General features: G+C 71.9%; 28 protein-coding genes. 15 read left to right on the plus strand and 13 right to left on the minus strand.

Annotated features, from left to right (window positions below; genetic code table 11):
* Positions 1 to 3: 3 nt before the first annotated feature.
* The 5 genes from pucL (at position 4) to ODJ79_RS13415 (ending at position 5,871) form a co-directional block, all read left to right on the plus strand.
* Positions 4 to 864, plus strand: coding sequence for a factor-independent urate hydroxylase (pucL, locus tag ODJ79_RS13395; protein ID WP_263023735.1), 861 nt, complete (start codon positions 4 to 6; stop codon positions 862 to 864).
* Positions 861 to 2,204, plus strand: a complete 1,344-nt coding sequence (locus tag ODJ79_RS13400) for an 8-oxoguanine deaminase (protein ID WP_263023736.1) — start codon at positions 861 to 863, stop codon at positions 2,202 to 2,204. The genes pucL and ODJ79_RS13400 overlap by 4 nt, the downstream gene beginning before the upstream one ends.
* Before the next feature lie 93 nt (positions 2,205 to 2,297).
* The gene (gene aceB, locus ODJ79_RS13405) at positions 2,298 to 3,845 is read left to right on the plus strand and encodes a malate synthase A (RefSeq protein ID WP_263023737.1); all 1,548 of its coding nucleotides are present in this window, start codon (positions 2,298 to 2,300) and stop codon (positions 3,843 to 3,845) included.
* Between the two features lie 4 nt (positions 3,846 to 3,849).
* The gene (locus tag ODJ79_RS13410; protein ID WP_263023738.1) at positions 3,850 to 4,989 is read left to right on the plus strand and encodes an HpcH/HpaI aldolase/citrate lyase family protein; all 1,140 of its coding nucleotides are present in this window, start codon (positions 3,850 to 3,852) and stop codon (positions 4,987 to 4,989) included.
* 234 nt (positions 4,990 to 5,223) lie between these two features.
* A complete protein-coding gene (locus ODJ79_RS13415) occupies positions 5,224 to 5,871 on the plus strand; it encodes a class I SAM-dependent methyltransferase (RefSeq protein ID WP_263023739.1) in 648 nt (215 codons plus the stop codon).
* A gap of 129 nt (positions 5,872 to 6,000) precedes the next feature.
* Here the strand turns inward: ODJ79_RS13415 and ODJ79_RS13420 are convergent, their stop codons facing one another.
* Positions 6,001 to 6,666 (minus strand): helix-turn-helix transcriptional regulator, encoded by a 666-nt coding sequence (locus ODJ79_RS13420; RefSeq protein WP_263023740.1) that lies wholly within the window; start codon positions 6,664 to 6,666, stop codon positions 6,001 to 6,003.
* A gap of 130 nt (positions 6,667 to 6,796) precedes the next feature.
* Here ODJ79_RS13420 and ODJ79_RS13425 point away from each other — a divergent pair, with 130 nt between their 5' ends.
* Together ODJ79_RS13425 and ODJ79_RS13430 are read left to right on the plus strand one after the other, a co-directional pair.
* Positions 6,797 to 7,426 (plus strand): PadR family transcriptional regulator, encoded by a 630-nt coding sequence (locus ODJ79_RS13425; protein WP_263023741.1) that lies wholly within the window; start codon positions 6,797 to 6,799, stop codon positions 7,424 to 7,426.
* A 161-nt stretch (positions 7,427 to 7,587) separates the two neighbouring features.
* On the plus strand, positions 7,588 to 8,793 hold the full coding sequence (locus tag ODJ79_RS13430; protein ID WP_263023742.1) for an FAD-dependent oxidoreductase: 1,206 nt from the start codon (positions 7,588 to 7,590) through the stop codon (positions 8,791 to 8,793).
* Between the two features lie 55 nt (positions 8,794 to 8,848).
* Here ODJ79_RS13430 and alc read toward each other — a convergent pair whose 3' ends face one another.
* Together alc and allB are read right to left on the minus strand one after the other, a co-directional pair.
* Positions 8,849 to 9,850 carry an allantoicase gene (gene alc / locus ODJ79_RS13435; RefSeq protein WP_263023743.1) on the minus strand — a complete coding sequence of 334 codons (1,002 nt, stop codon included), beginning with the start codon at positions 9,848 to 9,850 and terminating at the stop codon, positions 8,849 to 8,851.
* A 2-nt stretch (positions 9,851 to 9,852) separates the two neighbouring features.
* The gene (allB, locus tag ODJ79_RS13440) at positions 9,853 to 11,163 is read right to left on the minus strand and encodes an allantoinase AllB (RefSeq protein WP_263023744.1); all 1,311 of its coding nucleotides are present in this window, start codon (positions 11,161 to 11,163) and stop codon (positions 9,853 to 9,855) included.
* A 39-nt stretch (positions 11,164 to 11,202) separates the two neighbouring features.
* Between allB and ODJ79_RS13445 the strand changes: the two genes are divergently transcribed.
* From ODJ79_RS13445 to ODJ79_RS13460, 4 genes are read left to right on the plus strand one after another with little or no spacing between them, the layout of a single operon-like run.
* The gene (locus tag ODJ79_RS13445) at positions 11,203 to 11,523 is read left to right on the plus strand and encodes a TfoX/Sxy family protein (protein ID WP_263023745.1); all 321 of its coding nucleotides are present in this window, start codon (positions 11,203 to 11,205) and stop codon (positions 11,521 to 11,523) included.
* Positions 11,520 to 12,644: a phosphotransferase family protein gene (locus tag ODJ79_RS13450; protein ID WP_263023746.1), complete on the plus strand. Its 1,125-nt coding sequence runs from the start codon at positions 11,520 to 11,522 to the stop codon at positions 12,642 to 12,644. The genes ODJ79_RS13445 and ODJ79_RS13450 overlap by 4 nt, the downstream gene beginning before the upstream one ends.
* Positions 12,641 to 13,738, plus strand: coding sequence for a protein-L-isoaspartate O-methyltransferase family protein (locus tag ODJ79_RS13455; protein WP_263023747.1), 1,098 nt, complete (start codon positions 12,641 to 12,643; stop codon positions 13,736 to 13,738). The genes ODJ79_RS13450 and ODJ79_RS13455 overlap by 4 nt, the downstream gene beginning before the upstream one ends.
* A 33-nt stretch (positions 13,739 to 13,771) precedes the next feature.
* The gene (locus ODJ79_RS13460) at positions 13,772 to 14,296 is read left to right on the plus strand and encodes a DUF6817 domain-containing protein (RefSeq protein WP_263023748.1); all 525 of its coding nucleotides are present in this window, start codon (positions 13,772 to 13,774) and stop codon (positions 14,294 to 14,296) included.
* Here ODJ79_RS13460 and ODJ79_RS13465 read toward each other — a convergent pair.
* On the minus strand, positions 14,293 to 15,849 hold the full coding sequence (locus ODJ79_RS13465; RefSeq protein WP_263023749.1) for a phospholipase D family protein: 1,557 nt from the start codon (positions 15,847 to 15,849) through the stop codon (positions 14,293 to 14,295). The genes ODJ79_RS13460 and ODJ79_RS13465 overlap by 4 nt on opposite strands.
* An 88-nt stretch (positions 15,850 to 15,937) precedes the next feature.
* On the opposite strand from ODJ79_RS13465, the gene ODJ79_RS13470 reads away from it, so the two are divergent.
* Positions 15,938 to 16,063, plus strand: a complete 126-nt coding sequence (locus ODJ79_RS13470) for a hypothetical protein (RefSeq protein ID WP_263023750.1) — start codon at positions 15,938 to 15,940, stop codon at positions 16,061 to 16,063.
* Here ODJ79_RS13470 and ODJ79_RS13475 read toward each other — a convergent pair.
* Positions 16,053 to 16,916 (minus strand): NAD-dependent epimerase/dehydratase family protein, encoded by an 864-nt coding sequence (locus ODJ79_RS13475; RefSeq protein ID WP_263023751.1) that lies wholly within the window; start codon positions 16,914 to 16,916, stop codon positions 16,053 to 16,055. The two genes, ODJ79_RS13470 and ODJ79_RS13475, sit on opposite strands and share 11 nt — an antisense overlap.
* A complete protein-coding gene (locus ODJ79_RS13480) occupies positions 16,904 to 18,100 on the minus strand; it encodes an aminopeptidase (protein WP_263023752.1) in 1,197 nt (398 codons plus the stop codon). Before ODJ79_RS13480 ends, ODJ79_RS13475 begins: the two co-directional genes overlap by 13 nt.
* 74 nt (positions 18,101 to 18,174) lie before the next feature.
* Here ODJ79_RS13480 and ODJ79_RS13485 point away from each other — a divergent pair, with 74 nt between their 5' ends.
* Positions 18,175 to 18,930, plus strand: coding sequence for an alpha/beta fold hydrolase (locus tag ODJ79_RS13485; protein WP_263023753.1), 756 nt, complete (start codon positions 18,175 to 18,177; stop codon positions 18,928 to 18,930).
* 20 nt (positions 18,931 to 18,950) lie between these two features.
* On the plus strand, positions 18,951 to 19,304 hold the full coding sequence (locus ODJ79_RS13490; protein ID WP_263023754.1) for a TetR-like C-terminal domain-containing protein: 354 nt from the start codon (positions 18,951 to 18,953) through the stop codon (positions 19,302 to 19,304).
* A gap of 34 nt (positions 19,305 to 19,338) precedes the next feature.
* Here the strand turns inward: ODJ79_RS13490 and ODJ79_RS13495 are convergent, their stop codons facing one another.
* The 4 genes from ODJ79_RS13495 to ODJ79_RS13510 are packed head-to-tail and all read right to left on the minus strand — an operon-like array spanning position 19,339 to position 22,442.
* Positions 19,339 to 19,590 carry a hypothetical protein gene (locus ODJ79_RS13495; protein WP_263023755.1) on the minus strand — a complete coding sequence of 84 codons (252 nt, stop codon included), beginning with the start codon at positions 19,588 to 19,590 and terminating at the stop codon, positions 19,339 to 19,341.
* Positions 19,591 to 19,611: 21 nt separating this feature from the next.
* Positions 19,612 to 20,577, minus strand: a complete 966-nt coding sequence (locus tag ODJ79_RS13500; RefSeq protein ID WP_263023756.1) for a pirin family protein — start codon at positions 20,575 to 20,577, stop codon at positions 19,612 to 19,614.
* A gap of 1 nt (position 20,578) precedes the next feature.
* On the minus strand, positions 20,579 to 21,019 hold the full coding sequence (locus ODJ79_RS13505) for a MarR family winged helix-turn-helix transcriptional regulator (protein WP_263023757.1): 441 nt from the start codon (positions 21,017 to 21,019) through the stop codon (positions 20,579 to 20,581).
* Between the two features lie 46 nt (positions 21,020 to 21,065).
* Positions 21,066 to 22,442 (minus strand): alpha/beta fold hydrolase, encoded by a 1,377-nt coding sequence (locus tag ODJ79_RS13510; RefSeq protein ID WP_263023758.1) that lies wholly within the window; start codon positions 22,440 to 22,442, stop codon positions 21,066 to 21,068.
* A gap of 60 nt (positions 22,443 to 22,502) precedes the next feature.
* Between ODJ79_RS13510 and ODJ79_RS13515 the strand changes: the two genes are divergently transcribed.
* Entirely contained in the window at positions 22,503 to 22,967 is a 465-nt protein-coding gene (locus ODJ79_RS13515) for a GNAT family N-acetyltransferase (RefSeq protein WP_263023759.1), read from the plus strand.
* A 57-nt stretch (positions 22,968 to 23,024) separates the two neighbouring features.
* Here ODJ79_RS13515 and ODJ79_RS13520 read toward each other — a convergent pair whose 3' ends face one another.
* From ODJ79_RS13520 to ODJ79_RS13530, 3 genes are read right to left on the minus strand one after another with little or no spacing between them, the layout of a single operon-like run.
* On the minus strand, positions 23,025 to 23,489 hold the full coding sequence (locus ODJ79_RS13520; RefSeq protein ID WP_263023760.1) for a hypothetical protein: 465 nt from the start codon (positions 23,487 to 23,489) through the stop codon (positions 23,025 to 23,027).
* Between the two features lie 29 nt (positions 23,490 to 23,518).
* Entirely contained in the window at positions 23,519 to 24,757 is a 1,239-nt protein-coding gene (locus tag ODJ79_RS13525; protein ID WP_263023761.1) for an enolase C-terminal domain-like protein, read from the minus strand.
* A complete protein-coding gene (locus ODJ79_RS13530; protein ID WP_263023762.1) occupies positions 24,754 to 25,596 on the minus strand; it encodes an NAD-dependent epimerase/dehydratase family protein in 843 nt (280 codons plus the stop codon). Before ODJ79_RS13530 ends, ODJ79_RS13525 begins: the two co-directional genes overlap by 4 nt.
* Positions 25,597 to 25,616: the final 20 nt, after the last annotated feature.

Consider the following 25,616-nt stretch of genomic DNA (forward strand, 5'->3'; position numbering starts at 1 on the left):
GCCGTGGCGATCGTGCTCGGACCCAACCGCTACGGCAAGGCGGAGACGCGACTGGTCCGCGTCACCCGCGACGGCGAGACGCACCGGCTGACCGACCTCAACGTCAGCATCGCGCTCGCCGGCGACCTGGCCGCGACCCACCTGACCGGCGACAACACCGGCGTGCTGCCGACCGACACCATGAAGAACACGGTGTACGCGTTCGCCAAGCAGCACGGCGTCGGCGAGCCGGAGGAGTTCGCGCTGCTGCTCGCCCGGCACTTCCTGAAGACACAGGGCCAGGTCGATCAGGCGAAAATCACCATCGAGGCGTACGGATGGGACCGGCTCGGACCGCATTCGTTCCGTCGCGAGGGCGCGCAGACCCGGATCGCCCAGGTCGTCGCGACCGCCGAGCACGAGCAGGTGGTCTCCGGCGTCAGTGGCCTGACCCTGATGAACACGACGGCGTCGGAGTTCCACGGCTTCATCAAGGACCGGTACACGACGCTGCCGGAAACCCACGACCGCATCCTGGCCACCGCCGTCGACGCCCGCTGGCGACATCTGACCCCGACCGGCGACTGGGCGGCCTCGCACGCGGGCGCCCTCGACGCGCTGACCGCGGCGTTCGTCCACACGTACAGTTCCTCGCTGCAGCAGACGCTGTTCGCGATGGGCAGTTACGTCCTCTCCCAACGCCCCGAGGTCGCCGAGATCCGCCTGGCGTTGCCGAACAAGCATCATTACCTGGTCGACCTGTCCCCGTTCGGGCTGACCAACTCCAACGAGGTCTTCATCGCCGGCGACCGCCCGTACGGCCTGATCGAGGGAACCGTGACCCGCGACGACGCGCCCCCGGCCACCGCGGAGTGGTACCAGTGATCGTCATCGAGAACGTCGCCGTCGCGACCGTCGACGCCCAGGACAGCTACTACCCCGACGGCCATGTCGTGATCGGCGACGATGGCCGGATCGCCGGGGTGGGCTCCGGACCGGCGGGCCCCGAAAAACCGGGCGACCGGGTGGACGGCGCCGGCTGCCTGGTCACCCCCGGGCTGATCAACACGCACCACCACCTCTACCAGTGGGCGACCCGCGGCCTGGCCGTCGACGAGACGTTGTTCGGCTGGCTCACCACCCTCTATCCGATCTGGGGCCGGCTGGACGCCGAGATCGTCGGCGCGTCGGCCGCCGCCGGCCTCGGCTGGCTCGCGCTCTCCGGCTGCACGCTGAGCATGGATCACCACTACGTCTTTCCGCGCGACGGCGGCGACGTGCTGGCGGCCGAGATCGAGGCGGCCCAGCGGATCGGCCTGCGCTTCCACCCGACCCGCGGCTCGATGGATCTGAGCCGGAAGGACGGCGGCCTCCCACCCGACAACGTGGTGGAGACGACCGACGAGGCCCTCGCCGCAACCGAGCGGGCGATCGACCGCTGGCACGATCCGTCTCCGGAGGCGATGCTGCAGATCGCGGTCGCGCCCTGCTCGCCGTTCTCGGTCACCACCCGGCTGATGACCGAGGCCGCCGCGCTGGCCCGCCGCAAGGGCGTCCGCCTGCACACCCATCTCGCCGAGACCGACGACGAGGAGGAGTTCTGCCGCAAGCGGTTCGACTGCACGCCGGTGGAGTACGCGGAGCGGGTCGGCTGGCTCGGCGACGACGTGTGGCTCGCGCACGGCGTCCACCTCGACGACACGGCGATCGGGCGGCTCGGCGCGACCGGCACCGGCGTCGCGCACTGCCCGAGCTCCAACGCGCGCCTCGGGGCCGGGATGGCACGCGTACGAGATCTCCTCGACCATGCCGTGCCGGTCGGCCTGGGCGTCGACGGCGCCGCCTCGCAGGAGGTCTCCCACCTCGGCGCCGAGCTGCGCCAGGCGCTGTACACCGCCCGGCTGCGCGGCGGCCCGAAGGCGATGAGCGCCCGCGAGGCGCTGCGTCTGGGCACGATGGGCGGTGCCCGCTGCCTTGGCCGGGAAGATCATCTGGGGTCGATCGAGGCGGGCAAGCTCGCCGATCTCGTGGTGTGGCGGCTGGACGGCCCGGCGCACGACGGTATCGACGACCGGCTGGCCGCGCTGGTCTTCGGCCCGCCCGCGCCGATCGAGCTGTCCCTGGTCGGGGGCCGTCCCATCGTCCGCCGCGGCGAGCTGGTGCACGCCGACGCGGAGGCTCTCCAGCACGCGGCCCTGGCCGCGCACCGCCGACTGCTCACTTAAGGGATCAGGTCACATCGGGATGGCGCACCTGAGCGACCGTTCACCCCGTCCACTACGGTACGAGAGACACGCGCATCGATTGGAGCCGTCGCCATGACCGAGATCCTTTCCGACGACGCGGTGGCGTTCGTCGCCGAGCTGAACCGTCGGTTCCGCCCACGGCGCAACGAGCTGCTGGCCGCGCGTGCGGCCCGTCGTGCCGAGATCGCGGCCGGCGGGACGCTCGGCTTCCTCGACGAGACGGCCGACATCCGGGCGGCCGACTGGTCCGCGCCGCCCGCCCCGGCCGATCTGCTCGACCGGCGGGTGGAGATCACCGGTCCGACCGAACGCAAGATGACCATCAATGCGCTGAACTCCGGGGCCAAGGTGTGGCTGGCCGACCTCGAGGACGCCAACACCCCGCACTGGTCGAACGTCGTCGACGGTCAGCAGAACCTCTACGACGCGATCCGCCGGACCATCACGCTGGAGACCGATCAGAAGAAGTACGAGCTGAACGGCGGCCCGTACCCGACGATCGTGATGCGGCCGCGCGGCTGGCACCTCGACGAGCGGCACCTCCCGGTGGACGGCGAGCCGGCCGTCGGCGCGCTCGTCGACTTCGGGCTCTACTTCTTCCACAACGCCGCCGAGCTGCTCGCGCGCGGCAGCGGCCCGTACTTCTACCTGCCGAAGATGGAGTCGCACAAGGAAGCGGCGCTGTGGAACGACGTCTTCGACTTCGCCCAGGACACGCTCGGCATCCCGCGCGGCACGATCCGCGCCACGGTGCTGATCGAGACCATTCCGGCGGCCTTCGAGATGGAAGAGATCCTGCACGCGCTGCGGCCGCACATCTCGGGGCTGAACGCCGGCCGGTGGGACTACCTGTTCAGCATCATCAAGTACTTCCGCGACAACCCGAACATGATTCTGCCCGACCGCGCGGCGGTGACAATGACCGCGCCGTTCATGCGCGCGTACACCGAACTGCTCGTCTCGACCTGCCACCGGCGCGGCGCGTTCGCGATGGGCGGGATGGCGGCGTTCATCCCGAGCCGCCGGGATCCGCAGGTCAACGAGGTGGCGCTGGCGAAGGTCCGCGAGGACAAGGAGCGCGAGGCCGGCGACGGCTTCGACGGCTCGTGGGTGGCGCACCCCGACCTCGTCCCGGTCTGTCAGGAGATCTTCGACCGGGTGCTCGGTTCGCGGCCCAACCAGCTCGACAAGCAGCGTCCGGAGGTGTCGGTCACCGCCGGCCAGTTGCTGAACGTCGCGGCCACCGACGGCGCCGTCACCGAGGCGGGCCTGCGCAACGACGTCTCGGTCGGCCTGCAGTACCTCGAGGCGTGGCTGCGCGGCAACGGCGCGGTGGCGATCAACAACCTGATGGAGGACGCGGCCACCGCGGAGATCTCCCGCTCGCAGGTGTGGCAGTGGATCCACAACGGCGTGCGCCTGCCGGACGGTACCGAGATCACCGCCGACCTGGTCGGCCGGATCGAGGACGAGGAGCTGGCCGCGATCCGCACCGCCATCGGCGACCAGGCGTGGGCCGCGTCCCGCTTCGACGACGCCCGGAAGCTGTTCGAGCGGGTCGCGCTCGCGGATGATTTCGCCGACTTCCTCACCACGGCGGCCTACGACTCGATCGACTGAACACATGCGGCTGACCGAGGACGACTACGCGGAGTTCGACGTCCGGCTGGCGGCTCACGATGCGTTCCTGCGCTCCCGTTACCCGGGAGCGCCGGCGGGTCGCCAGCCCGTGCACACCGTGTACATCCCCGCGGACCGGCTGGACGACTTCCGGTCGTGGGGTGACACCGCGCTCGCCGCGATGACCGACTTCCCGTGGCCGCAGGTCGAGGCGGACGTGCGGGCCAAGCTGGCCCGCGAGCCGATCGAGGATCTCCGGGTCGACCTCGAGGACGGCTACGGCGTGCGCCCCGACGACCAGGAGGACGAGGCGGTCCGGCGGGCCGCCAAGATCCTCGGCGAGGGCCCGCTGCCGCCGTTCGTCGGCCTCCGGATCAAGTCGCTCGAGGCGGCGACCCGGCGGCGCGCCCTGCGCACGCTCGACCTGTTCCTGTCGTCCTATCAGGACACCTTCATCATCACGCTACCCAAGGTGAGCGGCGTGGATCAGGTCGCCGCGATGGTGACGCTCTGCGAGAAATTGGAACGGTCCTACGGCCTGCCCGCCGGCCGACTCCGCTTCGAGATCCAGATCGAACTGCCCGCCGCCGTCCTGGGTGCCGACGGCGCCGCCACGGTCGCCCGGCTGATCACCGCCGCCGACGGCCGGTGCATCGGCCTGCACTACGGCACCTACGACTACAGCGCCGCGGCCGGCGTAGCCGCTGCCTACCAGGCACTCGACCATCCGGTCGCCGACTACGCGAAGGCCGTCATGCAGGCCGCCGCCGCGCAGACCGGCGTCCACCTCTCCGACGGCTCCACCAACATTCTCCCGGTCGGCACCCCGGCCGAGATCCGGGCCGCCTGGCAGCTCCACCACCGCCTGGTGCGCCGCTCGTTGGAACGAGGCTTCTACCAGGGCTGGGACCTGCACCCAGCGCAACTGCCCACCCGTTACGCAGCGACCTACGCGTTCTTCCGCGACGGCCGGGACGCCGCCGTCGAACGCCTGCACCGCTACCTCGCCCGCCAGGACTCCGGCATCGCCGACGAGCCCGCCACCGCCCGCGCCCTGGCCGGCTACCTGCTACGCGGCCTGGACTGCGGCGCCCTCACCGACGCCGGCCTGCCCCGCTCCGACCTGCTCGTCCTCGCCCGATAAAACCCATTCATCCGTACGTCCGGGCTGTCCACCACCGCAATACCGCGAACCCCGCCTCCGGCGGCTACCGCAACGCGACCCAAGCGTGGGCTTGCGGCCGTGGACGCGCGTCTCGCGTGCGGCGCGTGGCCAAAAGCAGGCCCGCCGCTCGCGCGCGGCGTGGCCAAAAGCAGGCCCGCCGCTCGCGAGCGGTTTGTTCAAGACTTCCGGGGAGCCGGCGGCGAGGGTGACGCCATGACGGAGCGAGAATTCACCCCGGCGCTGGGGCGGTTTGCGCCCACGCGGTTCTACGACCTGGTTGCCTCGGTCACCCGCGAGCGGTTGTGGCGCGGCCTCGTCGTCGGGCACGTCGCGGCTCGGGCCGACGAAGTGGTCGTCGACGTCGGGTGTGGGACCGGTTCGCTGGCGCTGCTGCTGCATCAGCACCGAACGGGGGCTCGGATCGTCGGGGTCGATCCCGACCGCGACATGGTGGAGCGGGCACGGCGGAAGGGCGCCGGTGCCCCGGTGGAGTGGCGGGTCGGGATGGGCGACTCGCTGGCCGAGATCCTCGGTGCCGCGTCGGCCGACGTGGTGGTGAGCAGTCTCGTGCTGCATCAGTGCCCGATGGCGATGAAGCGGGCGATCCTGGCAGCGATGGCCGCGGTGCTGCGGCCGGGCGGGCGGCTGGTCGTCGCGGACTATGGACTTCAGCGCACCCGCGCGATGCGGCTGGCGTTCCGGCTGGTGCAGATGGCCGACGGCAAACCCGACACTCAGCCCAACGCCGACGGCGCGCTGCCGGGACTGATCGCCGAGGCCGGCTTCCACGACGTGCGGGAGGCCGAGGTCGTGCCGACCGTCACGGGGTCGATCTCGATCTACACCGCCCGCCGGGGATGACCGGCGCGGGCACGGCTACTCCGCCGGGCCGGGATTGGGGTGGGGCGGGTAGGGGGTGTGCCGCTGGACCGGGATGGTTGGGGCGGGTAGGGGTGCGCCGCTGGACCGGGATGGTTGGGGCGGGCACGGCTACACCGCCGGGCCGGGATGGTCGCGCAGGGCGGGGAGGACCTCTGCCGGGGTCAGGCCCATCATTTCGCGCATCCAGCGGGTCAGGTGTGACTGGTCGGCGAAGCCGGCGGTGACGGCCGCCTCGGCGAGCGGGCGGCCGTCCCGCATGGCCTCGGCCGCGCGTTGCAGGCGTGCCCAGATGCGCCAGCGGGCCAGGGGCAGGCCGAGCTCGGCGCGGGCCAGGGCGCGGAGGCGCTGGGGCGACAGCCCGACCCGCGCGGCCACCTCGGGCATGGCGAGGTGCGGCAGGGCCATGGCGGCGACCAGGCGCGGGTCCAGGACGGCGGAGGCGAGGGCCGCTTGCCGATGGATGTCGTCGGGTCGCAGGTCGTGGAGGACGGCGATACCCGCACGCGGCGACGACACCGCGCGGAGCCGGTCGGCGAGGGCGGACTGCGGGTCGACGAAGAACGTCTCGGCCTCGGGGACGGCCAGCAGCCGATGCCTGGTCATCGGCGTGACGAGCAGGGCCGCGGCCCGGTGGGGGACGCCGGCCGCATCGAGGATCGTGACCTCGCCCTCGGGTGCCGTCACGATCTGGAAGGCGGCGTGGCGGTGGGCGGCGCCGGCCGGGATCGGGCCGTGGTAGGCGGCGTAGCCGTGCTGGATCGTGAAGGGCGCCACGCCGACCATGATGCCGACCCCGAGACTTTTCAGGGTTGCCCGGACCGATACTCGCGTGCGTATACTCGCCTACGAGTAATGGGCAGGAGGGGCGGCACCGATGGCCAAGCGGCGCAGGGTGAGCAATCTGATGGGACTGGCGATCCTCTCCTCGGTCGTCTTCCGTCAGATGCACCCCTACGAGATGGCCAACACCCTGCGCGGCTGGGGCAAGGACCGCGACTTCCAGATCAAGTGGGGCTCGCTCTACACCGTCGTGCGCAACCTGGCCAAGCACGGCCTGATCGCCGAGGTGGAGAGCAGCCGCGAGGGGCGCCGCCCCGAGCGGACCGTCTACCGGATCACCGACGAGGGCCGGGCCGAGTTGGTCGACTGGGCCAAGGAGCTGCTGTCCGAGGCCGAGCCGGAGACCTCGCGATTCCGGGCCGGCCTCTCGGTGATGGCGGTGCTGGGGCCCGACGAGGTGGTGACGCTGCTGCAACAGCGTCTCGCCGCCGTCGAGCGGGAGATCGCCGAGACCGAGGCGACGCGGCAGCTGCACGCGCCGCGGGTGCCCCGGCTGTTCCTGATCGAGCTGGAGTACGACCTGGCCATGCTCGCCGCCGAGCGGGCGTGGATGCGGTCGCTGATCGGGGAGATCGCCGGCGGGACGCTGCCGGGGCTGGACGAGTGGCGTCATCACCACGAGACCGGGGAGATGCCGGCCGACATGGTGGAGCTCGCCGAGGAAAGCGTGGAGACGTACGGCACCGAGAAATGAGAACGGCCCCGGCGGCCTGCTGCAACAGATCGCCGGGGCCGGGCCTCGAACCACAAGTCATGGGAACCACGACCCGGGCCGAAGGCGGCAACCACAGGATACCGGGCCGACCTCCCATGGCGAAAACCGCAAAAGCGGACAAATCGCAAGGGAGTAGGGAAATGAGCAACCGAGTCCAAGACGTCGCGATCATCGGCGGCGGCATCGCCGGCCCGGTAACGGCGCTGGCGCTGCACAAGGCCGGCATCCGGGCGACCGTCTACGAGAGCTATCCGAGCACCGCCGACGGGCTGGGCGGCACCATCGCGCTCGCGCCGAACGGGATGGCGGCCCTGGAGATCGTCGGGGCGGCCGACGCCGTACGCGCGGTGGCGGAGCCCGCCTACCGGCAGGCGATGGCGGTCGGCGCCAGGCGTGTCGCGATGCCGGCGCTGGCCGGCGTCGAGCCGTATCAGGTGGTCCGCCGCAGCGATCTCTACCGGATCCTGCACGACCGGGCCACCGCCGAGGGCATCGCGATCGAGCACGGCCGCCGGTTGACCGAGGCCCGCGAGGAGGGCGACCGGGTCACGGCCGTCTTCGCGGACGGCTCGACGGTGCCGGCCGACGTCCTGGTCGGCGCGGACGGGGTGCAGTCGACCGTCCGCCGGCTGATCGATCCGGACGCGCCCGGCCCGCGCTACACGGGCATGCTCGCGTTCGAGGGCGTCTCCCCGTTCGAGGTGCCCGAGGAGCCCGGCACGATGACCTTCGCGTTCGGCAAACGCGGCTACTACATCTACTGGCCGGCCCTGGGCGGCGGCACGACGTTCGGGGTGAACCTGCCGCACCCGCGGCCAATGACGATCAAGGAGGCCCGGGCGGTTCCCTCGCGCGAGTGGATGGCGACCCTGCTTGACGTGTACGGCGAGGACGTACCCGGCGGCGAGCTTCTCCGTCACCTGTCCGCGGAGAATCTGCGGGTCACCGGCGCGCTCTACATCATGCCCCCGGTACCGCACTGGTACCGCGGCCGGCTCGTGCTGGTCGGCGACGCGGTGCACGCCCCGTCCAACAGTTCCGGGCAGGGCGCGTCGCTGGCGATCGAGAGCGCCATCGAACTGGCCCGCTGCCTGCGCGATGTCGAGGACGTGTCCGAGGCGTTCGCGATCTACGAGCGGACCCGCCGCGCGCGGGTGGAGCGGATCGCCGCTCGGGCCGCGAAAATCAACCACGCCAAGGCGCCCGGCCCGGTCGCCCGCGCATTGATGCCGGTCATCATGCCCATCTTCCTGAAGCTGGTGATGAAGCCGGAGAAGACCCTCGGACCGGACCAGCGGTACCGCATCGATTGGCCGGCTCGGCCCGGCCACGACCGCACGCGATAGTCGCGTCCCCGGCCCCGCCGCCCGCGTTGCTCGCGGGCGGCAGCGGGTGCGGTGTTCATGCGGTTGGGGACGGGCGGGAACTCGTACGGGAAAAGGTTTCTTCGAGGGTTTTGCGGTCGGGCCGGCCGATGGCGCGGAACCGGGCCATGCCGCCGTCGGGGTAGATGTCGAGCCGCAGCCGGTCCACTCGTCCGATGTGGTGGACGGGGAAGCGGTGCGGCGTGTCCGGGTTGAGCGGGACGCGTTGCAGGAGGTCGAACCAGTCGCCCCCACCGAGGGCGCCGCGCACCGACGCCGCGCCCGGGGCGTTTCCCTTGTAGTGGCTGGTGTCGAGGTCGATGAACTCGATGGCGGACGATGCGGCGAGCGCGATTTCCACCCATTCATTGCCGTCAGTGCGGCGGCGGGCCGTCTCCCAGCCGTCGCCCATGTGCTGAGCGAGCCCCGGCATCAACAGGTTGTGCGGGCGGCCGAAGAACATGTCGCTGCATTCGATGACCCGGCCGCCGTTCGCCAGCGCCGCCACATCGAAGATGTCGGGCAGCAGCTGCGGGTCGGGAACGACGTCGCCGTGCACGCGCAGCCGGGCCACCCCGCCGTCCGGATAAATGGTCAGCCGCACGTGCGTGAAACGGCGCGGATCGGTCACCGGAAACAGATTGCGGGAATCGCCCCGCAGCCGCGATCGAGGCACCAGCGGCACCCAGTCCGCGTCCCGGAGCTGCGAACCCGTGGGGTGACCGTCCGTGGCGAGCGCGTCGATCGACGCGTGCGTGGGGTAGTTGCCGACGAAGAACGCGGTGTCGACATCGACGCCGTGGATCACGCCGGGCGCGCCGAGCCGGACGATCGCCACGTCCTCGCCGGGCGAGCGCCGGCGCCGGGTCTCCCAGCCGTCGTAGACCTGCCCCTTCTGGTCGAAGGTGCGCGGCGTGAACGTCGGCGCATGAGGCAGGACCAGGTGATCCGCCGCCGCGAAGAACTCGTCGTTGGCGTAGACCACGCCGCCGCCGAGCGCCCGCGACGCCAGATCGGGCCGGGTGCTGAACTCCTCCATCGCTATCCCTCCCGGGTCAGAAGACGGCCGCCGGCCTCCTCGGCCGTCACGCTGCGTCCGCGCAGCCAGGTCGCGCGCACCACGCCGTGCAACACCTTCCCCGCGTACGGGGTGACCGGGTGCCGATGGTGCAGGCGCCGCGGGTCGACGGTGAAGGTGGCCTCCGGATCGAACGCGACCAGGTCGGCGTCGGCGCCCGGTGCGATCCGGCCCTTCGCCGGCAACCCCACCAGGTCGGCGGGCCGGCGCGCCATCCACTCCACCACGTCGCCGAGCCGGTGACCGCGTTCGCGGGCCGCGGTCCAGATCACCGGCAGCCCGAGCTGCACCGACGCGATCCCGCCCCAGGCCGCCGCGAAGTCGCCGGTGTCCCGCCGCTTCAGCTCGGGCGTGCACGGCGAATGATCGCTGACCACACAGGTGATCAGGCCGTCGGCGAGCGCCCGCCACAGCGCGTCGGCGTTGGCCGCGTCCCGGATCGGCGGGCAGCACTTGTACTCGGTCGCGCCGTCCGGGATGTGGCGGGCGTCGAGGGTCAGGTAGTGCGGGCAGGTCTCGGCGGTGACTCGTACGCCCTCGGCCCTTGCCGCGGAGATCAGCGGAAGCGCGGCCGCGGCCGAAAGATGCAGGATGTGCACGCGGCGCCCGGTCGCCCGGGACGCGTCGATCGCGGTGGCGATCGCGGCGTGCTCGGCCGCCGCCGGCCGGGAGGCGAGGAAGTCGGCGTAGGCGGTGGACGCGGCCGGCGTGACGAGGTGGGCGGGGTCCTCGGCGTGCACGACGAACAGCGCGTCGACGGCCGTCAGCGCGGCGGTGAGCTCGGCGGGCGAGACCGGCGGGAACTCGGGGACGCCCGAATCGGCCAGGAACGCCTTGAAACCGAAGACTCCGGCGTCGTGCAGGGCGGTCAGTTCGCCGGCGTTGCCGGGGACGACGCCGCCCCAGAAGCCGACGTCGATGTGGATCTGCCCGGTCGCGGCCCGCTGTTTGACCCGCAGCGCACCGGCGTCGACGGTCGGCGGCAGGCTGTTCAGCGGCATGTCGATGATCGTGGTGACGCCGCCGGCCGCGGCGGCCCGGGTGGCGGTGGCGAAGCCTTCCCATTCCGTACGCCCGGGCTCGTTCACGTGCACGTGCGTGTCGACCAGGCCCGGGAGCAGCGCGGTGTCGCCGAGGTCGTGCTCGGCGCCGGCCTCGACCGGGTCCTGGTATCCGACCACCGCGACGATCTTCTCCCCGGTGATCGCCACGGCGGCCGGGCGCTCGTCGTCGCCGGTCAGGACGCGGCGGGACCGCAGCACGAGATCGACCATGGTCCCGACAGTAGCGGCGACCGGGTGACAATGTGCGGCATGGCCTATGACGAGGCGTTGGCGGAGCGGCTGCGCGAGCGGTTCGCGGACGATCCGGCCGTGACCGCGAAGAAGATGTTCGGCGGTCTGGCCTTTCTCACGAACGGGAACATGACGGTCGGGGTGCACGCCGACGAGCTGATCGTGCGCATCGACCCGGCGTCGGTGGCCGGGCGGGCGGGGGTGCGGCCGTTCGAGGTCGGCGGCCGCAGCATGCCGGGCTGGATCCTGGTGGCGGGCGAGGTGCTCGACGACCCGGTGCTGGACGAGTGGGTCGCGCTGGCGAAGGCGCACGTCGCGACCCTGCCGCCGAAGAAGTGAGCTCCCGGCTGGTGACCCTGGTTCTCGTCACCGGGGACGGGAAGGTGCTGGGGGCGATGCCGCCGTTCGAGGTGGATACGCCGTGGTGGCAGGAGGTCGGCGAGTTCGGTGACGAGCGGCGGCCGGTGTTGCGCCTGCTCTCCGTCGACGGGCGGGAGGTGACGTACCTGGCCGAGACGGCGGTGCCCGTCGCCGGGCTGCGGCCGGTCGACGTCGACCTCGGGCCGGATCCGCGGCGGGCGCCGTACGCCGAGCCGGGTGGGCCGGCGGCCTCGCTGGCGTGGGCCCGGAGCGTGCTCGGACCGGTGACCGCCAAGCAGATGCGCACCTGGAACCTGTCGTCGATCTGGCGGCTCGACGACGGTGGCCGGACGGTGGCCTGGCTCAAGCAGGTGCCGTCGTTCTTCGGGCACGAGCCGGCCGCGCTGCGCCTGGTCGACTCGCTGGCGCCGGGCCTGGTGCCGCCGTTGCTCGCGGCCGGGGCGGACGGGCGGATGCTGCTCGCCCACGTCGAGGGCGACGATCGCTACGGCGGCGACGCCGAGCTTTGCGAGCGGATCGCCGAGGCGTTCCACCCGGTGCAGGTCGCGGCGGCCGGGCGGGCGGCCGATCTGGCGGCGATCCCGGACGGGCGGATCGACGTGGAGCGGGTTCGCCGGGTTGCGGCGCCCCACTTCGACACCGTCGACGGGCTGGCCGAGCTCATCGACGACCTACCCGGGCGGCTCAAAGCCGTCGACGAGTGCGGGCTGCCGGACACGCTCGTGCACGGAGACCTGCACCCGGGCAACGTCCGCACCGACGACGCCGGCCGGCTGACCACCATGGACTGGGGCGACTGCGTGATCGGCCACCCGGCGATCGACATACTCCGGCTGACCGAGCGTCTCGACGCGCCCGAACCGGTGATCGAGCGATGGGCGTACCGCTGGGAGAAAGCGCAACCCGGCAGCCGGCCGCTGCGCTCCGCCCAGCTGATGCGGCCGATCGCCGCGTTGCGGTTCGCCGTCGTCTATGCCGGGTTCCTCGACGCCATCGAACCCACCGAATGGCCCTACCACCGCGACGACGTCCCGGCCTGTCTGTCCGACGCGGTGGCCGCCTCTATCGTGAAGGGGTGACCGGTCCGCGCGAGGACTATCTCGACCAGATCCGGCGGGGCGGCCTCGACCTCCCGCCGGAGCTGGCCGCGGCGTTCGCGAGCGTGCCGCGCGAGGCGTTCGTGCCGGACGGCTTCCAGCGCCGCGACGGCAGCTGGGTGCACCCCGCCGACCCGGAGTTTCTGAGCGTCGTCTACAGCGACGACGTGCTGATCACCAAGGTCGACGGCCGGGTGCCGATCAGCTCGTCCAGCCAGCCGTCGCTGATGGCCCTGATGATCCTGGGCCTGCGGGTCGCACCCGGCCTGCGCATCCTGGAGATCGGCGCGGGCACCGGCTACAACGCCGCCCTCCTCGCTTCGCTCGGGGCGACGATCACCAGCATCGACGTGCAGGAGGACGTGGCGGTCCGGGCACGCGCGGCGTTGGCTCGGGCCGGCATTGCGGGCGTACGGGTCGAGCACGCCGACGGCTATCGGGGCGTGCCGGGGTCGCGCTTCGACCGGGTGATCGTCACCGTCGGGATCGGCGGCGTCTCCCCGCACTGGCTCGAGCAGCTCGACCCGGGCGGTTTCGTGCTCGCCCCGGTCGTGCACGCCGGCACCGACCCGGTGCTGCGGGTGAGCGGCCCGCCGGAGGGCCCGGTCACCGCCACGCCGATCTGCGGGGCCGGCTTCATGCACGCGTCCGGCCCGCTCGGTGCCGATCATCCGGGCGCGTTCCCGCCCCCGGTGGCGGCCGGCGCCTTGACCGGGATGTCCGAGGCCGCGCCCGCCCGCTTCGACCCGCCGCTGGACGACGTGGTCTACCGCGATCTCTGGTACGCGGCCGGCTGCCAGACCCGGCGAGCCACCCACGCGATCCTCCCCGACACCGAGCAGAGCCGCCTGGCTCTGCTCGACGCGACCGGCACCGGCGGCGCCCTGCTCCTGCCCGACGGCAGCGTGCTGGCCGGTGGCGCGGAGGCGGCGGCCTACGCGTCGCTGGCGGTGGACATCCTGGACCGCTGGACGGCGCTGGGCCGGCCCCCGATGCGGGCGTGGCAGGTGGCGCTGACCCGCACCGGCGATCCGTCGTCGCCGATCTGGGTCCCCGATGCCTGGTCCCTGCGATGAACGGATGGCCGACCTGATGGGGGAGGAGCGTCGATGAAAGAGGCCGTGCTGGAGTGGCTGCGCGCGCGGGGCGCCGAGTCGATTCCGCATGCTGGGGGCTCGCTCTACGAGCACCTCGGCCGGGTCGCGGATCGGCTGTCGGTGCACGGCGCGTCCGAGACGGAGTGCCTGGCCGCCCTCACCCACGCCGCCTACGGGACGGACGGGTTCCCCGTCGTGCTGCTCGACGTCGTCGACCGGTCCGTCCTGCGCGACCTGATCGGGACCGAGGCCGAGGAGTTGGTCTACCGGTACGGCGGCTGCGACCGGGGCCGCACCTGGCGAGCGCTCCCGTCGACCGGCCTGATCTGGAGCCGCTTCACCGGCAACAGCGCCGCGCCGGCCCCGGCGCAGCTGCGCGCCTTCGCCGACCTGAGCATCGTCAACGAGCTGGACGTCTACGAACGCTCCCCGGAGATCGCCGAGAAGGCCGGCGACTATTTCCGCTCGGTCTTCCCGACCTGGGAGCCGATAACGTCGCCCGCGGTGCTGGCCGACGCCCGCCGGGTGCTGTTCTAGAAGGTCTTGGCGCGGCGGGCCGTCCAGGGACGGCCGTCGGGGTCGTAGAGCCAGCGGTAGGCCGGCAGCGACCAGATGCGCTGGTGCCAGGGGAGTGGCCGGGCGGTGTAGGGAAACGCTCGGCCCGGCGGGCGAGGCCCGGTTCGGCCGGATTCGCTCCAGGCGCGCAGGCGGTCGGCGGACTCGGTGATGACCCGGACCGCCGAGATCGGGTCGAGCAGGTCGGCGTCGTCGCCGTCGTCGCGGTCCAGATGCTCGCGCATCAGGGACAGGCGCAGGTCGCGGGCGAAGCGGCGGGCCTGTCCCGACGGCGGGCGGTCGTCGAGGGTCTCGTCGAGGATGGCGCAGGAGACCTCGCTGTCGTGTGTCCACGAGCGCCGGTTGAAGTTGTCGCTGCCGACGCTGCACCAGGTGTCGTCGATGACGCAGACCTTGGCGTGTACGTAGACCGGCGTGCCGGCGTGGTTCTCCAGGTCGAAGACGTGCACCCGGTCGCTGGCGGCCGTCCGGCAGACCTGCAGCGCCTGCTCGCGGCCGATCTCGTTGGGCGGCAGGGACAGCCGGCCGTCGACGTCGGGGTGGCGCGGGACCACGGCGATCAGGTGCAGGGTGGGTGTGGCGCGCAGCGCCTCGGCGAAGAGCTCCGCGACCTCCGTCGACCAGAGGTACTGGTCCTCGAGGTAGATCAGGTGCCGGGCGTTGCGGATGGCCTTGGTGTAGGCGCGGGCGATCGTGCGTTCCCCATCCCGCGCGAATGAGTACCGCGGCCGCATCGCCGGATACGTTCGGAGGACCTGAATGTTCAGCGGGCCGCACGGGGGTGGGTCGGGTGGCTGAGGCGGCAGTGGTCCGGCGTGCGGATCGGCGTGCTTGCGGCGGTCGACCAGGGTGGCGATCGGGCCGTGCTGGTCGAGCGGGGCCGGATCGGTCCAGCGCTCCCGGAAGGTCAGGTCGAGCGCGCCGACGACGGGGCCCCGCAGAGCGAGCTGAACGTCGTGCCACGGGGGATTCGGCCCGTACGCCCGGGACATCCGCACCGGCTGCGGATCACCCCGATGCGACTCGTCGTCCCGACGGCTGTGGCAGAGATCGATCCCCCCGGCAAAGGCCACGTCGCGGGCCGGGTCGCCGGGATGCCGGAGCACCACCAGCTTCTGGTGATGGGAGCCGCCCCGCCGCACCCGCTGATCGAGCAGCACCTCACCGCCGGCCGCGCGCACCTCGTCGCCGAGGTTCCGGTTCTCCTGTTCGCTGTAGGCCAGCTTGTCCAGATGCGACCGCCACAGGAGACCCTTGACGACCACGCCGCGGCGAGCGGCCGCCGCGAACAGGGCGGCGACCCGCGGGCCGTCGGGTCGCAGCAGCTCGTCGGGGTCACCACGCCAATCGGTGAAGAACAGGTGGTCACCCGCACGGAGGCTGTCCACCTCGGTCGCCAGGCGGTCAAAATACGTTATTCCGTGAATGAGCGGTTCAACCGTGTTTCCCGCACACCAGGTGGGTATGGAGGAGTCCGGGTTGCCGCGCTCCTGCTCACTGAGGAACCAGTCCAAGGCAGCCCTTCCGAGGTCGACGACGCCCTCACGTTAAGCCCCTTGACGGGCACCCGCACCCTGGCAGCACAACCCGGAGGGACCAGCCATGACCAGCGAGCCGATCCCCGAGAACGCCACCGTCGCCGTCGCCGCCACCGCCGAGAAGGGCCTGCTCATCGCGGTCCTGCTGATCGTCCTGCTCGGGGTGGGCGGAATGCTGTTCATGGTCTGAGGCGATCCCAGGCCAGGACGTCGCGGACCGTGGCCGGCAACGGGGTCAGCGGGAGCATCTCCGGCGCGGGGGTGCGGTGCAGGGTGTCCCACAGCTCTTTCGGTTTCATCAGGGGGACTTTCCCGCCCGGGCTCGGCACGATCTCCACCGCCGTGCCGGCCGCTTCAGCGCAAATCCTGATAAGTCCGGTGAAGTCCGTTTCTTGACCCGCGGCCAGGTAGGCGCCTGATTTGTCCGCCGTGAGCAGGGTGATCACGAGCCTGGCGAGATCACGGGAGTCGACCAGCTGAACCGGCTGCGACGGATCGGCGGCGAGCTCGATCCGCCCGCCCTTCGCCGCGGCCCGCACCCAGTGGGTCAAACCCTCCTGCGTATCGTGCGGCCCCGCCACCTTGCACGGCCGCACGATCGTGGCCCGCGGGCCGAGCCGCGCCACCAGATCCTGCTCACAGGCCACCTTGGACGGTCCGTACGTCTCGTCGGTCAGCGGCCACGCGGCGTCCCGGACCGGCTCGCGCAACCCCGGCCCGGCCCCGTCGATCACCACGTGGCTGGAGATGAACAGGTACCGCCCGACCCGATCCCCGACCGCGTCCATCGCCTGCGCGACGTCCCGCGGCAGGTACGAGGTGACGTCCACGGCCGAGTCCCAGGTGCCGCGCGACAGCGCCGCGAAGTCCCCGGCGTATCGGTCACCGATCAGCTGCTCGACGGACGGGAACATCTCCCGGTGGTGGCCGCGGTTGAACAGCACCGGCTCGTGCCCGTCGGCGAGCAACCGCTCGACGATCGCCCGCCCCACGAATCCGGTGCCGCCCAGCACCAGCACCCGCATGCCGGTCAGAGCACCCACTCGTCGTCGCGGATGATGTCGACGGTGCCCTTCGGCCCGGTGCCGGTCACCGTGATGCCGGCGCCGCCGACCACCACGTCGGTGTGCACGCCGGACACGTTCAGGCCCAGCTCGGCGCGCTCCTGCTCGCTCATCGCCATGCCGCCCTCGACCGCGAACGGGAAGCTCTGCCCCCACGCCACGTGGCAGCCGGCGTTCTCGTCGAACAGCGTGTTCTGGAAGACGATGCCCGCCTTCGCGATCCGGCTCTCCTTGTCGACCAGCGAGACCTCGCCGAGTCGCGACGATCCCTCGTCGGTGGCGACCTGCGCCCGGATCACGTCGGCGCCCTCGTCGGCGTACACCTCGGTGATCTTGCCGTCCTGGAAGGTGACCCGCAGGCCGGTGATCAGCTGCCCGGCGATCACCATCGGCCGGGTCACCCGGATTACACCGTCGGCGCGCCGCCGGTCGGGGCTGGTGAAGACCTCCTCGGTCGGGATGTTCGGCAGGTACGCGATGCCGTTCGGGTCGACCATGCCGCCGCCGGTCCACCGCGCGTTCGCCGGCAGCCCCACGGTCAGGTCGGTGCCCTCGCCGAGGTAGCGCACCTCGGTCAGCTCCAGCGCGTCCATCTGCCGGGCCCGCTCGGCCAGGGTCGCCGACCGCTGCTGCCACTCGGCCGCCGGGTCGGGCGTGTCCAGGCGCATCGCGGTGCCGACCGCCGCCCACAGCCGATCCACGTCCGGCTCACCGAAGATCTGCTCGGCCCAGCCCGGGTTCGGCGCGGCGACGACACTCCAGCGCATCCGGCCGAACAGCGCGCGGCGCCGGGCCTGCGCCTCCTCCCAGCGGCGGGCGGCGACCTTCTTCGGGTCGGCGCCGTCGAACAGATGCGGGTTCGCGTCGCCGACCAGCGAGATCGAGGCGACCCCGGCCTCGGCCCACTCCTCGGTCCGGGCGAGCGCCCACGGCCGGCTGCGGCTGAGGTCCTCGACGCTCGCGTGGTCGACGGCCGAGCGTTGCATCGGCCCATCGGTCCAATTCGTCTCGACCCAGGCGGCGCCGGCCCGATAAGCGGCCTCGACCACGGCCCGCGCGATCTCGAGATGGGCGGTGTCGGTGTCGATCACGACGCCCTGCCCCGGCTGCACGTTGACCCCGGCCCGTACGACCAGGTCGGCGAATCGCTCGATCTGTCCCATGGCGGACAGCCTAAGTGATGTTCGCGGGTAATTGGGGTGCGGTGCGACGCCCCCGGTGGTTAGCGTCGGCGGCGATGACGATTGCTTACGAGGTGGCCGGCGAGGGCCCGGCCGTGCTGCTGCTGCACTCCACGGTGGTCGACCGGCGGATGTGGGATCCGCAGGTCCCGGCGCTGGTCGAGGCCGGCTTCCGGGCGATCCGCTGCGACCTGAACGGGTTCGGCGACTCGCCGCTGCCGACCGGTCTCTACAACGATGCCGACGACGTCATGGCGGTGCTCTCCGCGTCGACGGCCGGCGATTTCGCGATCGTCGGGGCGTCCGGCGGGGGCCGCGTCGCGCTGGAGATCGCCGCCCGATGGCCGTCGCGGGTGTCCGCCCTGCTCCTGCTCTGCACCGCGGTGTCCGGCTTCGAGCGCGGGCCGGAGCTGCGGGCGTTCGGCGAGCGGGAGGATGCCCTGCTCGAGGCCGGCGACCTGGACGGGGCGGCCGAGCTCAACGCGGTCCGGTGGCTGGGTCCCGAAGCAGATCAAAAGACCCATGCGGCCGTACGCGTGATGCAGCGTCACATTTACGACGTCCAGTGGGGCGTCGACGAGGACCCGCAACAGCGTACCTACGAGTACGACCTGGCCGACGTCACCGCCCGCACGCTGCTGGTCACCGGCGCGCACGACCTGCCCGACTTCCGCCGGATCGCCGACGACCTCGCGTCGGTGCTGCCGGGCGCGAAGCGGCTGGAGCTGCCCTGGGCCGGTCACCTGCCCGGCCTGGAGCGCCCCGACCTGCTGAACCAGGTGATGCTGGAGTTCCTGGCCCAGGCCGCCTGAAAAAGGGTAAATTTCCGGCTATGGGGGTGCGTGCTCCCGAGACCGGATGCCTGGAGCAGGACCTGCGCGACTATGCCGACGCGGTCGTCCGTGACGTCAGCGAGCCCGGCGGCCTGGCCGAGCTGCGCCGTGCGGTCGCCTCGTCCACCGTGGCGCGGGACGCCTACGTCGTCGAACGCGGCCGCCGGCTCCAGGAGATCCTCGACCACTCCCGGGAGCGGGGCGAGCACCCGCCCGAGGCGCTGGACGTGGTCGATCAGATCGTGGCGCCGATGTGCCTGCGGGCCCTGCTCGGCATGGGCCCGCTGACCTCGGCGTACGTGGATCGGCTGGTGCAGCGGGTGCTGACGCTGAGCTGGCCGCTGCGCCCCTGAGTCCCGGTGTCCCCGAGTCCTTGATGGACGCGGCTCAGCCGAGGGCGTCGAGCTTCTCCTGGATGCGGTCGCGCCGCTGCTCGAGCGTGTCGATGATCGCCTCGTTCTCGGCGATACCGGTCAGTTCGGTGGCGATGTCCTCGGGCTCGATGTAGCCCTCCGAGGTGTCGCTGTCCTGCCCGCGCCGAGCCGCGGCGTCGCCGCCGACCCGGCGCAGCTCGGCGAGCTCCTGCTCGACGTCCTTGAGTTCCTGCCGTAGGCGCTCGGCCGTGCTCTCGTCGGTCATGCCGTCATCCTAGGTCGGACCTCAGGTGTGCGGGATCCGCTCGGCCGGGATCACTCCGAGACGACCCTTCTGAAAGTCCTCGAAGGCCTGGAGCAGCTCCTCCCGGGTGTTCATCACGAACGGCCCGTAGTGTGCCACCGGCTCCCGGATCGGCCGCCCGCCCATCACGAACAGCTCCATCGCCGGGACGTTCGAGTCCTGCGACCGGTCCGCCTCGACCCGGATCGCCTCGCCCGGCCCGAACACCGCGAGCTGGCCGATGTGGGCCGGCCGCCGGTCGACGCCGACCGTGCCGCGCCCGGCCAGCACGTAGACCAGCGCGTTGTAGTCGGCCTGCCAGGGCAGGTCGAGCCGGGCGCCCGGCTGCAGCGACACGTGCGCCAGGTTGATCGGCGTGAAGGTCGAGCCCGGTCCGGCGTGGCCGGCGATCTCCCCGGCGATCACCCGGATCAGGCTGCCGCCGTCCGGCGTGGTGAGCAGCGTCGACTGCTTGCCGCGGATGTCCTGGTACTTCGGAGTGATCATTTTGGCCGCGCGGGGCAGGTTCACCCACAGCTGCAGGCCGTGGAACAGGCCGCCGCTGGCGACCAGGTGCTCCGGCGGCGCCTCGATGTGCAGGATGCCCTGGCCGGCGGTCATCCACTGGGTGTCGCCGTTGGTGATCGTGCCGCCGCCGCCGAGCGAGTCCTGGTGATCCATGATCCCGTCGATCATGTACGTCACCGTCTCGAAGCCGCGGTGCGGGTGCCAGGGCGTGCCCTTCGGCTCGCCGGGCGCGTAGTCGACCTCGCCCATCTGGTCGAGGTGGATGAACGGGTCGAGCTCGCCGACCGGCACGCCGGCGAAGGCGCGGCGTACCGGGAAGCCCTCGCCCTCGTATCCGGACGGTGCGGTGGTGAGCCGGCGGACCGCCCGGAACTCCGTGGTCGGGGCGAGCTCCGGCAGCCGGGGCAGTACGAGGACGTCGTCGACGGTGATGGCGGGCATCTCAGGCCTTCCTCACTTTTTCGAAAACCCGGTGGACGATCTCGAGCTCGTCGGGGTCGAGCCGGTCGATGAACCGGTCCCGGACGGTGACCAGGTGCAGCGGGGCGGCCGCCTCGAGCGCGGTCAGTCCCGCGTCGGTGAGCACGGCCTCCTGGCCCCGGCCGTCCTCGGGGCAGGGCTGCTTCACCACGAGGCCCCGCTTGACCATCGAGTTGATCTGGTACGTGACGCGGCTGGGCGAGAACCACAGCGCGGCGGCCAGCTCGCCCATCCGCAGCCGACGGCCGGGCGCCTCGGACAGGTGGACCAGGACGTGGTAGTCGTTCATGCTGAGGCCGGTCTGGGCGCGCAGGTCGTCCTCGAGCACCGTGTGCAGCGCCCACGAACTCTCGATGAACGAGCGCCAGGCGCGCTGCTCGTCCTCGGTCAGCGGATCGGCCATACCGAGACTCTAACTCCTTCAAATCTTAAATAACAAGTGCCACGCGTCACGGCCCCGCCACCACGCGGGCCAGCACACCCGCGAACGCGGCCGGCTGATCAAACATCGACCGATGACCGGCGTTCCTGAGCGTCAGGGTCTCCTTGTGCGGCGCCTGCAACCCGGAAAACCACACCCCGAGATCCCGTACGCGCGCGGGCACCTCGCGATCGCCGGAGACGAAGTAGACCGGCACGGACAGCGCCGGCACCTGGACCTTGAAGTCGACGTCGCGGGTCCGCGGGTAGAACGCGTCGAACGAGTCCAGGAAACCGGACAGCACGTGGATCTTCTCGAGCGTCGACAGCTCGGGGGCCCGGGCGTTGGCGGCCAGCGCGGCGTCGTTGCCCGACCCGTACACCCGGTCCTCGGCGAGCAGCAGAGGCTCGTACCCGTAGATGTCGGCGTACGGCGGCGGGCCCGCCTGGGTGAGCTGGGTGACCAGCCGGGTGTCGCGGTGCGACCGCGCCCAGGCGAGCGTGTCGTCGTACTGGCCGCGATCGCTGGCCGCCGGGTTGGCGACCTGCGCGACCCCGACGTACGCCCGGAAATCGGCCGGCTGCTCCTGCACTGCGAGGGTCGCCGGGACCGTCCCGCCGCCGTGCGCCACCAGGTAGATCTTGTCCTGCCGGAACCGGGCGCGCAGGTAGTCGGCGGCCGCGAGCACGTTGTGCGTCTCGTCGTCCAGCGTGAACGTCGGCACCGGATCAAGGTCGCCGAACGATCGACCGCCACCGCGCCGATCCATCGTCACGACGAGGAACCGCTGCTCCAGGGACCCCAGGCGGTCGCGCATCGCGGCCAGCTCCGACCCGCCCGGCAGATCCGGGACGAACAGCAGGACCGGCAGATCCGGTCGCGCTCCGCGGATCATCAGGCCGAGTTTCCCCGCGTACGCGAGATCGGAGACCCCGCCGGTGATCGGCGCGACCCGCCCCGGCAGCGCGACCGCCCCCGCGATCGCGATCACCACCAGCGCGAGGACGCCGGCCACGAAGCGCCCGACAAACCGCCAGGCGCTGCGGCTGTGCCGCCGGGACCCGGCCCCGTAGGCGGCGCCCACACCCATCGGCAGCAGCGTGATCAGCGCGGTGAACCCACGACCCACGGTCAACGCGAGAATCCCGAGATAGGTCGGCCGCGGATAGTCCACGGTCGGCCCGGCAAACCCGATCCGGGTGATCTCCGCAGCCGCCGCGAACAGCACCGGCGCCCAGAAGATCGCCGCCCGCGACCGATAGACCCGCCCCGCCACCACCCCGATCGCAACACTGACCGCGATGATGACGAGCGCCTCCACGGGAAAGATCGGCCCGCGCGGCCGCCAGAAGGCTGCGACCACGCCCCAGACGAGCGCCGGAAGCAACCCCACGGCTCGGAGCATGCTGGGACGTTAATGGATATTGGCTGCGCCGCGCGCGCCCCCACCGATAACTTCCGTGCCATGATTGCCCGTCCCGCGACCCCCGATGACGCAGACGAACTGGTCCGCCTACGCGCCGTGCTGCTAACCAGCATGAACCCACCCATTTGGGACGACGCCTGGCGAACCCCGTCCCACGAGGCCCTGACCACCCGCCTGTCGTCACCGACGTTGGCGGCGTTCGTGGTGGACCGCCCGGACGGCACCGGCCTGGCCGCCTGCGCCGTCGGCACGATCGAGCACCGCCTGGGTGCCCCCGGCGACCCCGAGGGCCGAAGCGGCTACGTCTTCAGCGTCGCCACCGACCCCGACATGCGCAGGCGAGGCTTCTCCCGCCAGTGCATGACCGCGCTGCTGGAGTGGTTCCGCGCCCAGGGCGTGCGCAAGATAGACCTGCGAGCCTCCGCCGAGGCCGAGCCCCTGTACCGCTCCTTGGGCTTCACCCGCACCCCCGACCCGGCCATGCGCCTTCGCCTCAACCCCTGAGCGGCGCAGCCGGAAGTCCACGATGGGCCGCCGACGCGCGCAGCTGAGGACGCCGGGTCAGGCGGCCGGCTGGAGGGTGTGGGCCGGCGTCGGCAGTTCGGCGGGGGGCGTGGTTACGATCGGCTCCGAGGGAGGCAGAGCCTCGGCCAGTCGGGCGACGACCGGCGGCTCCACCGGGATCGGCACCGCTGCCGCGCCCGCGCCGGTCGGCCGGGGCTTGCGCTTGGGCGACCGGGCCGACGCGTTCCCGCCCCGGCCGGGATAGACGTACAGGCCGTTGACCGGGTCGGGCGTCGCATCCAGTGCCGCGGTCACCACCGGCAGGGCCCGGAAACGGTCCCACTCCTCCGACTCGCGGAAGGCGACCTCCAGGACCACCCCGCCCGGGATCACCGTCCACTCCCAGCGCCGCGCGCCGTTGGTGATGGCTGCTTCGAGGAGGGCCTCGCCGTAGCCGTCCTTCCAGCGCTGCGCCGGCAGCACCCCGTCGCGTACCTCGATCGACCACCACCGCATGCTCATGCATCGAAGGTACGCCCCCGATTCACGTTTCAGGGTGCCTCGATCGCGCCGTCCGGGCGGCGTACGGTGGCGGCCCAGCGTTCGTGCCCGCCGAGCACCGGGGGATGTTCGGCGGCCAGCCTCTCGTCCAGGTCGACGCCCCAGCCGGGCGCGGCCGACGGGCGCGCGTAGCCGGCCGCGACCACCGGCGTGCCGGGGAAGATCTCGTGGACGATGTCCGGGTAGACGTGGCCCTCCTGGATGCCGAAGGCGGGGCTGGCCAGGTCGAGCGCGAGGTTCGCGGCCGCGCCGACCGGGGAGACGTCGGCGGGGGCGTGCCACGCGGTCTGCACGCCGGACAGCTCGCACAGGTCGGCGAGCTTGCGGGCCGGGGTGAGGCCGCCGATCGCCGAGACATGGCAGCGCAGCAGGTCGACGCCGCCCGACGTCACCAGTCGCGCCGCTGAGGCGACCGAGACGGCGAGCTCGCCGCAGGCGATCGGCACCGGCGATGCGGCCCGCACCGAAGGGAGCCGATCGTAGTGCTCGGGCGCGACCGGGTCCTCCAGGAAGTAGAGACGGTACGGCTCGAGCGAGCGGGCCAGCGTGACCGCTTGTTTCGGGGTGAGCCGGCTGTGCACGTCGTGCAGCAGCTCCACGTCGTCGCCGAGCCGGTCGCGGGCGGCGGCGAACAGGCGCGGCGTCTGCGCGAGGTAGTGCCGCACGCTCCAGCCGTCGGGGTAGGGCGCGTCCGGGTACCCGCCGGGCCGGCCCGGCGCGCCGTAGGCGCCGAGACCCGGTTGACCGGTCTGCAGGCGTACATGGGAAAAGCCGGCGTCGATCAGAGCCGCCGCGTGCTCGATGGTTTCTGCGATGGTCTCGCCGGACGCGTGCAGGTAGACCGGAACGTCGCCGCGCAGCCGGCCGCCGAGCAGTTCGTATACCGGCATCCCGGCCCGTTTGCCGGCGATGTCCCACAGCGCCATGTCCACCCCGGACAGAGCGCTGTTCAGCACCGGCCCATCCCGCCAATAACCCGAGAAATGCAACATACGGCTTATTTCGGAAATGTCGGCGACGCGCTGGCCGATCACGAGCGGCGCCAGGTGGGTGCACAGCGTAGCCACCACGGCGGCGAAGCGCTGGTGGAAAGTGGCGCAGCCCAGACCGTAGAGCCCAGGCGTAGAGGTATCGAGCCGGACGACGACGAGATTGACGCCCTCCGGTGCGGTGACGATCGTCCGTACCCCGGTGATCGTGACATCCGGCGCGGACCAGGGCGGGATCATCCGCGTACCTCGAAAAGGAATTTTGCCTCGAAGTCCAGCAGGTCCCGCGCGGGCGCCAGATCGATCGGCACCGACCGGCCCGGAAAGACCGGCCGAGGCACCCCCGGATGAAACTCGTTCACCAGCCACTCCGTGGGTTGCGGCGCCAGCGTCGACGGCGCGGCCACGTACACGACATGGCTTCCGGCCACGGACGGCCGCAACGCGGCCACCAGAGCGCGCGCCGCATCCCGATCGTCCAGGTAGCTCCAGACGTCGGCCGCGCCGCACCCCGGCTCCTCGGCGAACTCCGCCGCCCGCCGGGGCAGCCGTCCGGCAGCCGTCCCCACGAACGGCAGCCGCAACGCCACCACGCTCATCCCGTACCGTCGATGGATCATCGCCGCGGTCGCCTCGTCGACCTGCTTCGACAGCGCGTACGGGTCGGTGATCTGCAACGGCAGCGCGGTGTCGACCGGCAGGTACGGCATGCGCAGCGGCTTGCGCGCGAACGGCAGCCCGCAGATCGCGTAGCTGCTGGCAATGGCCGCGCGCGAAACGCCGGCCCGCCCGGCCCGGTCGAGCACGGTGAACGTGGCGAGCGTGTTCTGCCCGAACACCACCTCGCCCGGGTCGTGCGTCGGCGTCGGGATCGCCGCCAGATGGATCACGTCCGTGACGTCGCGCAGCGCCGCATCGACCGCCACCGGGTCGGCCGCGTTCCCGGCCACGACCCGATCGGCGAGCAGCCCCGGGGTCGGCGAGAGCACCAGCGCGGTGCCCGGAATGCCGCGTTCGGCCAGGTGAGCGAGCACCGCGGTGCCGATCAGACCGGCCGCTCCGGTCACGAGCACACGCATCGTGCCATTATCATCAACCC

This window comes from Actinoplanes sp. KI2, assembly GCF_025630775.1.
In the GTDB taxonomy this organism is placed as follows: Bacteria; Actinomycetota; Actinomycetes; order Mycobacteriales; family Micromonosporaceae; genus Actinoplanes.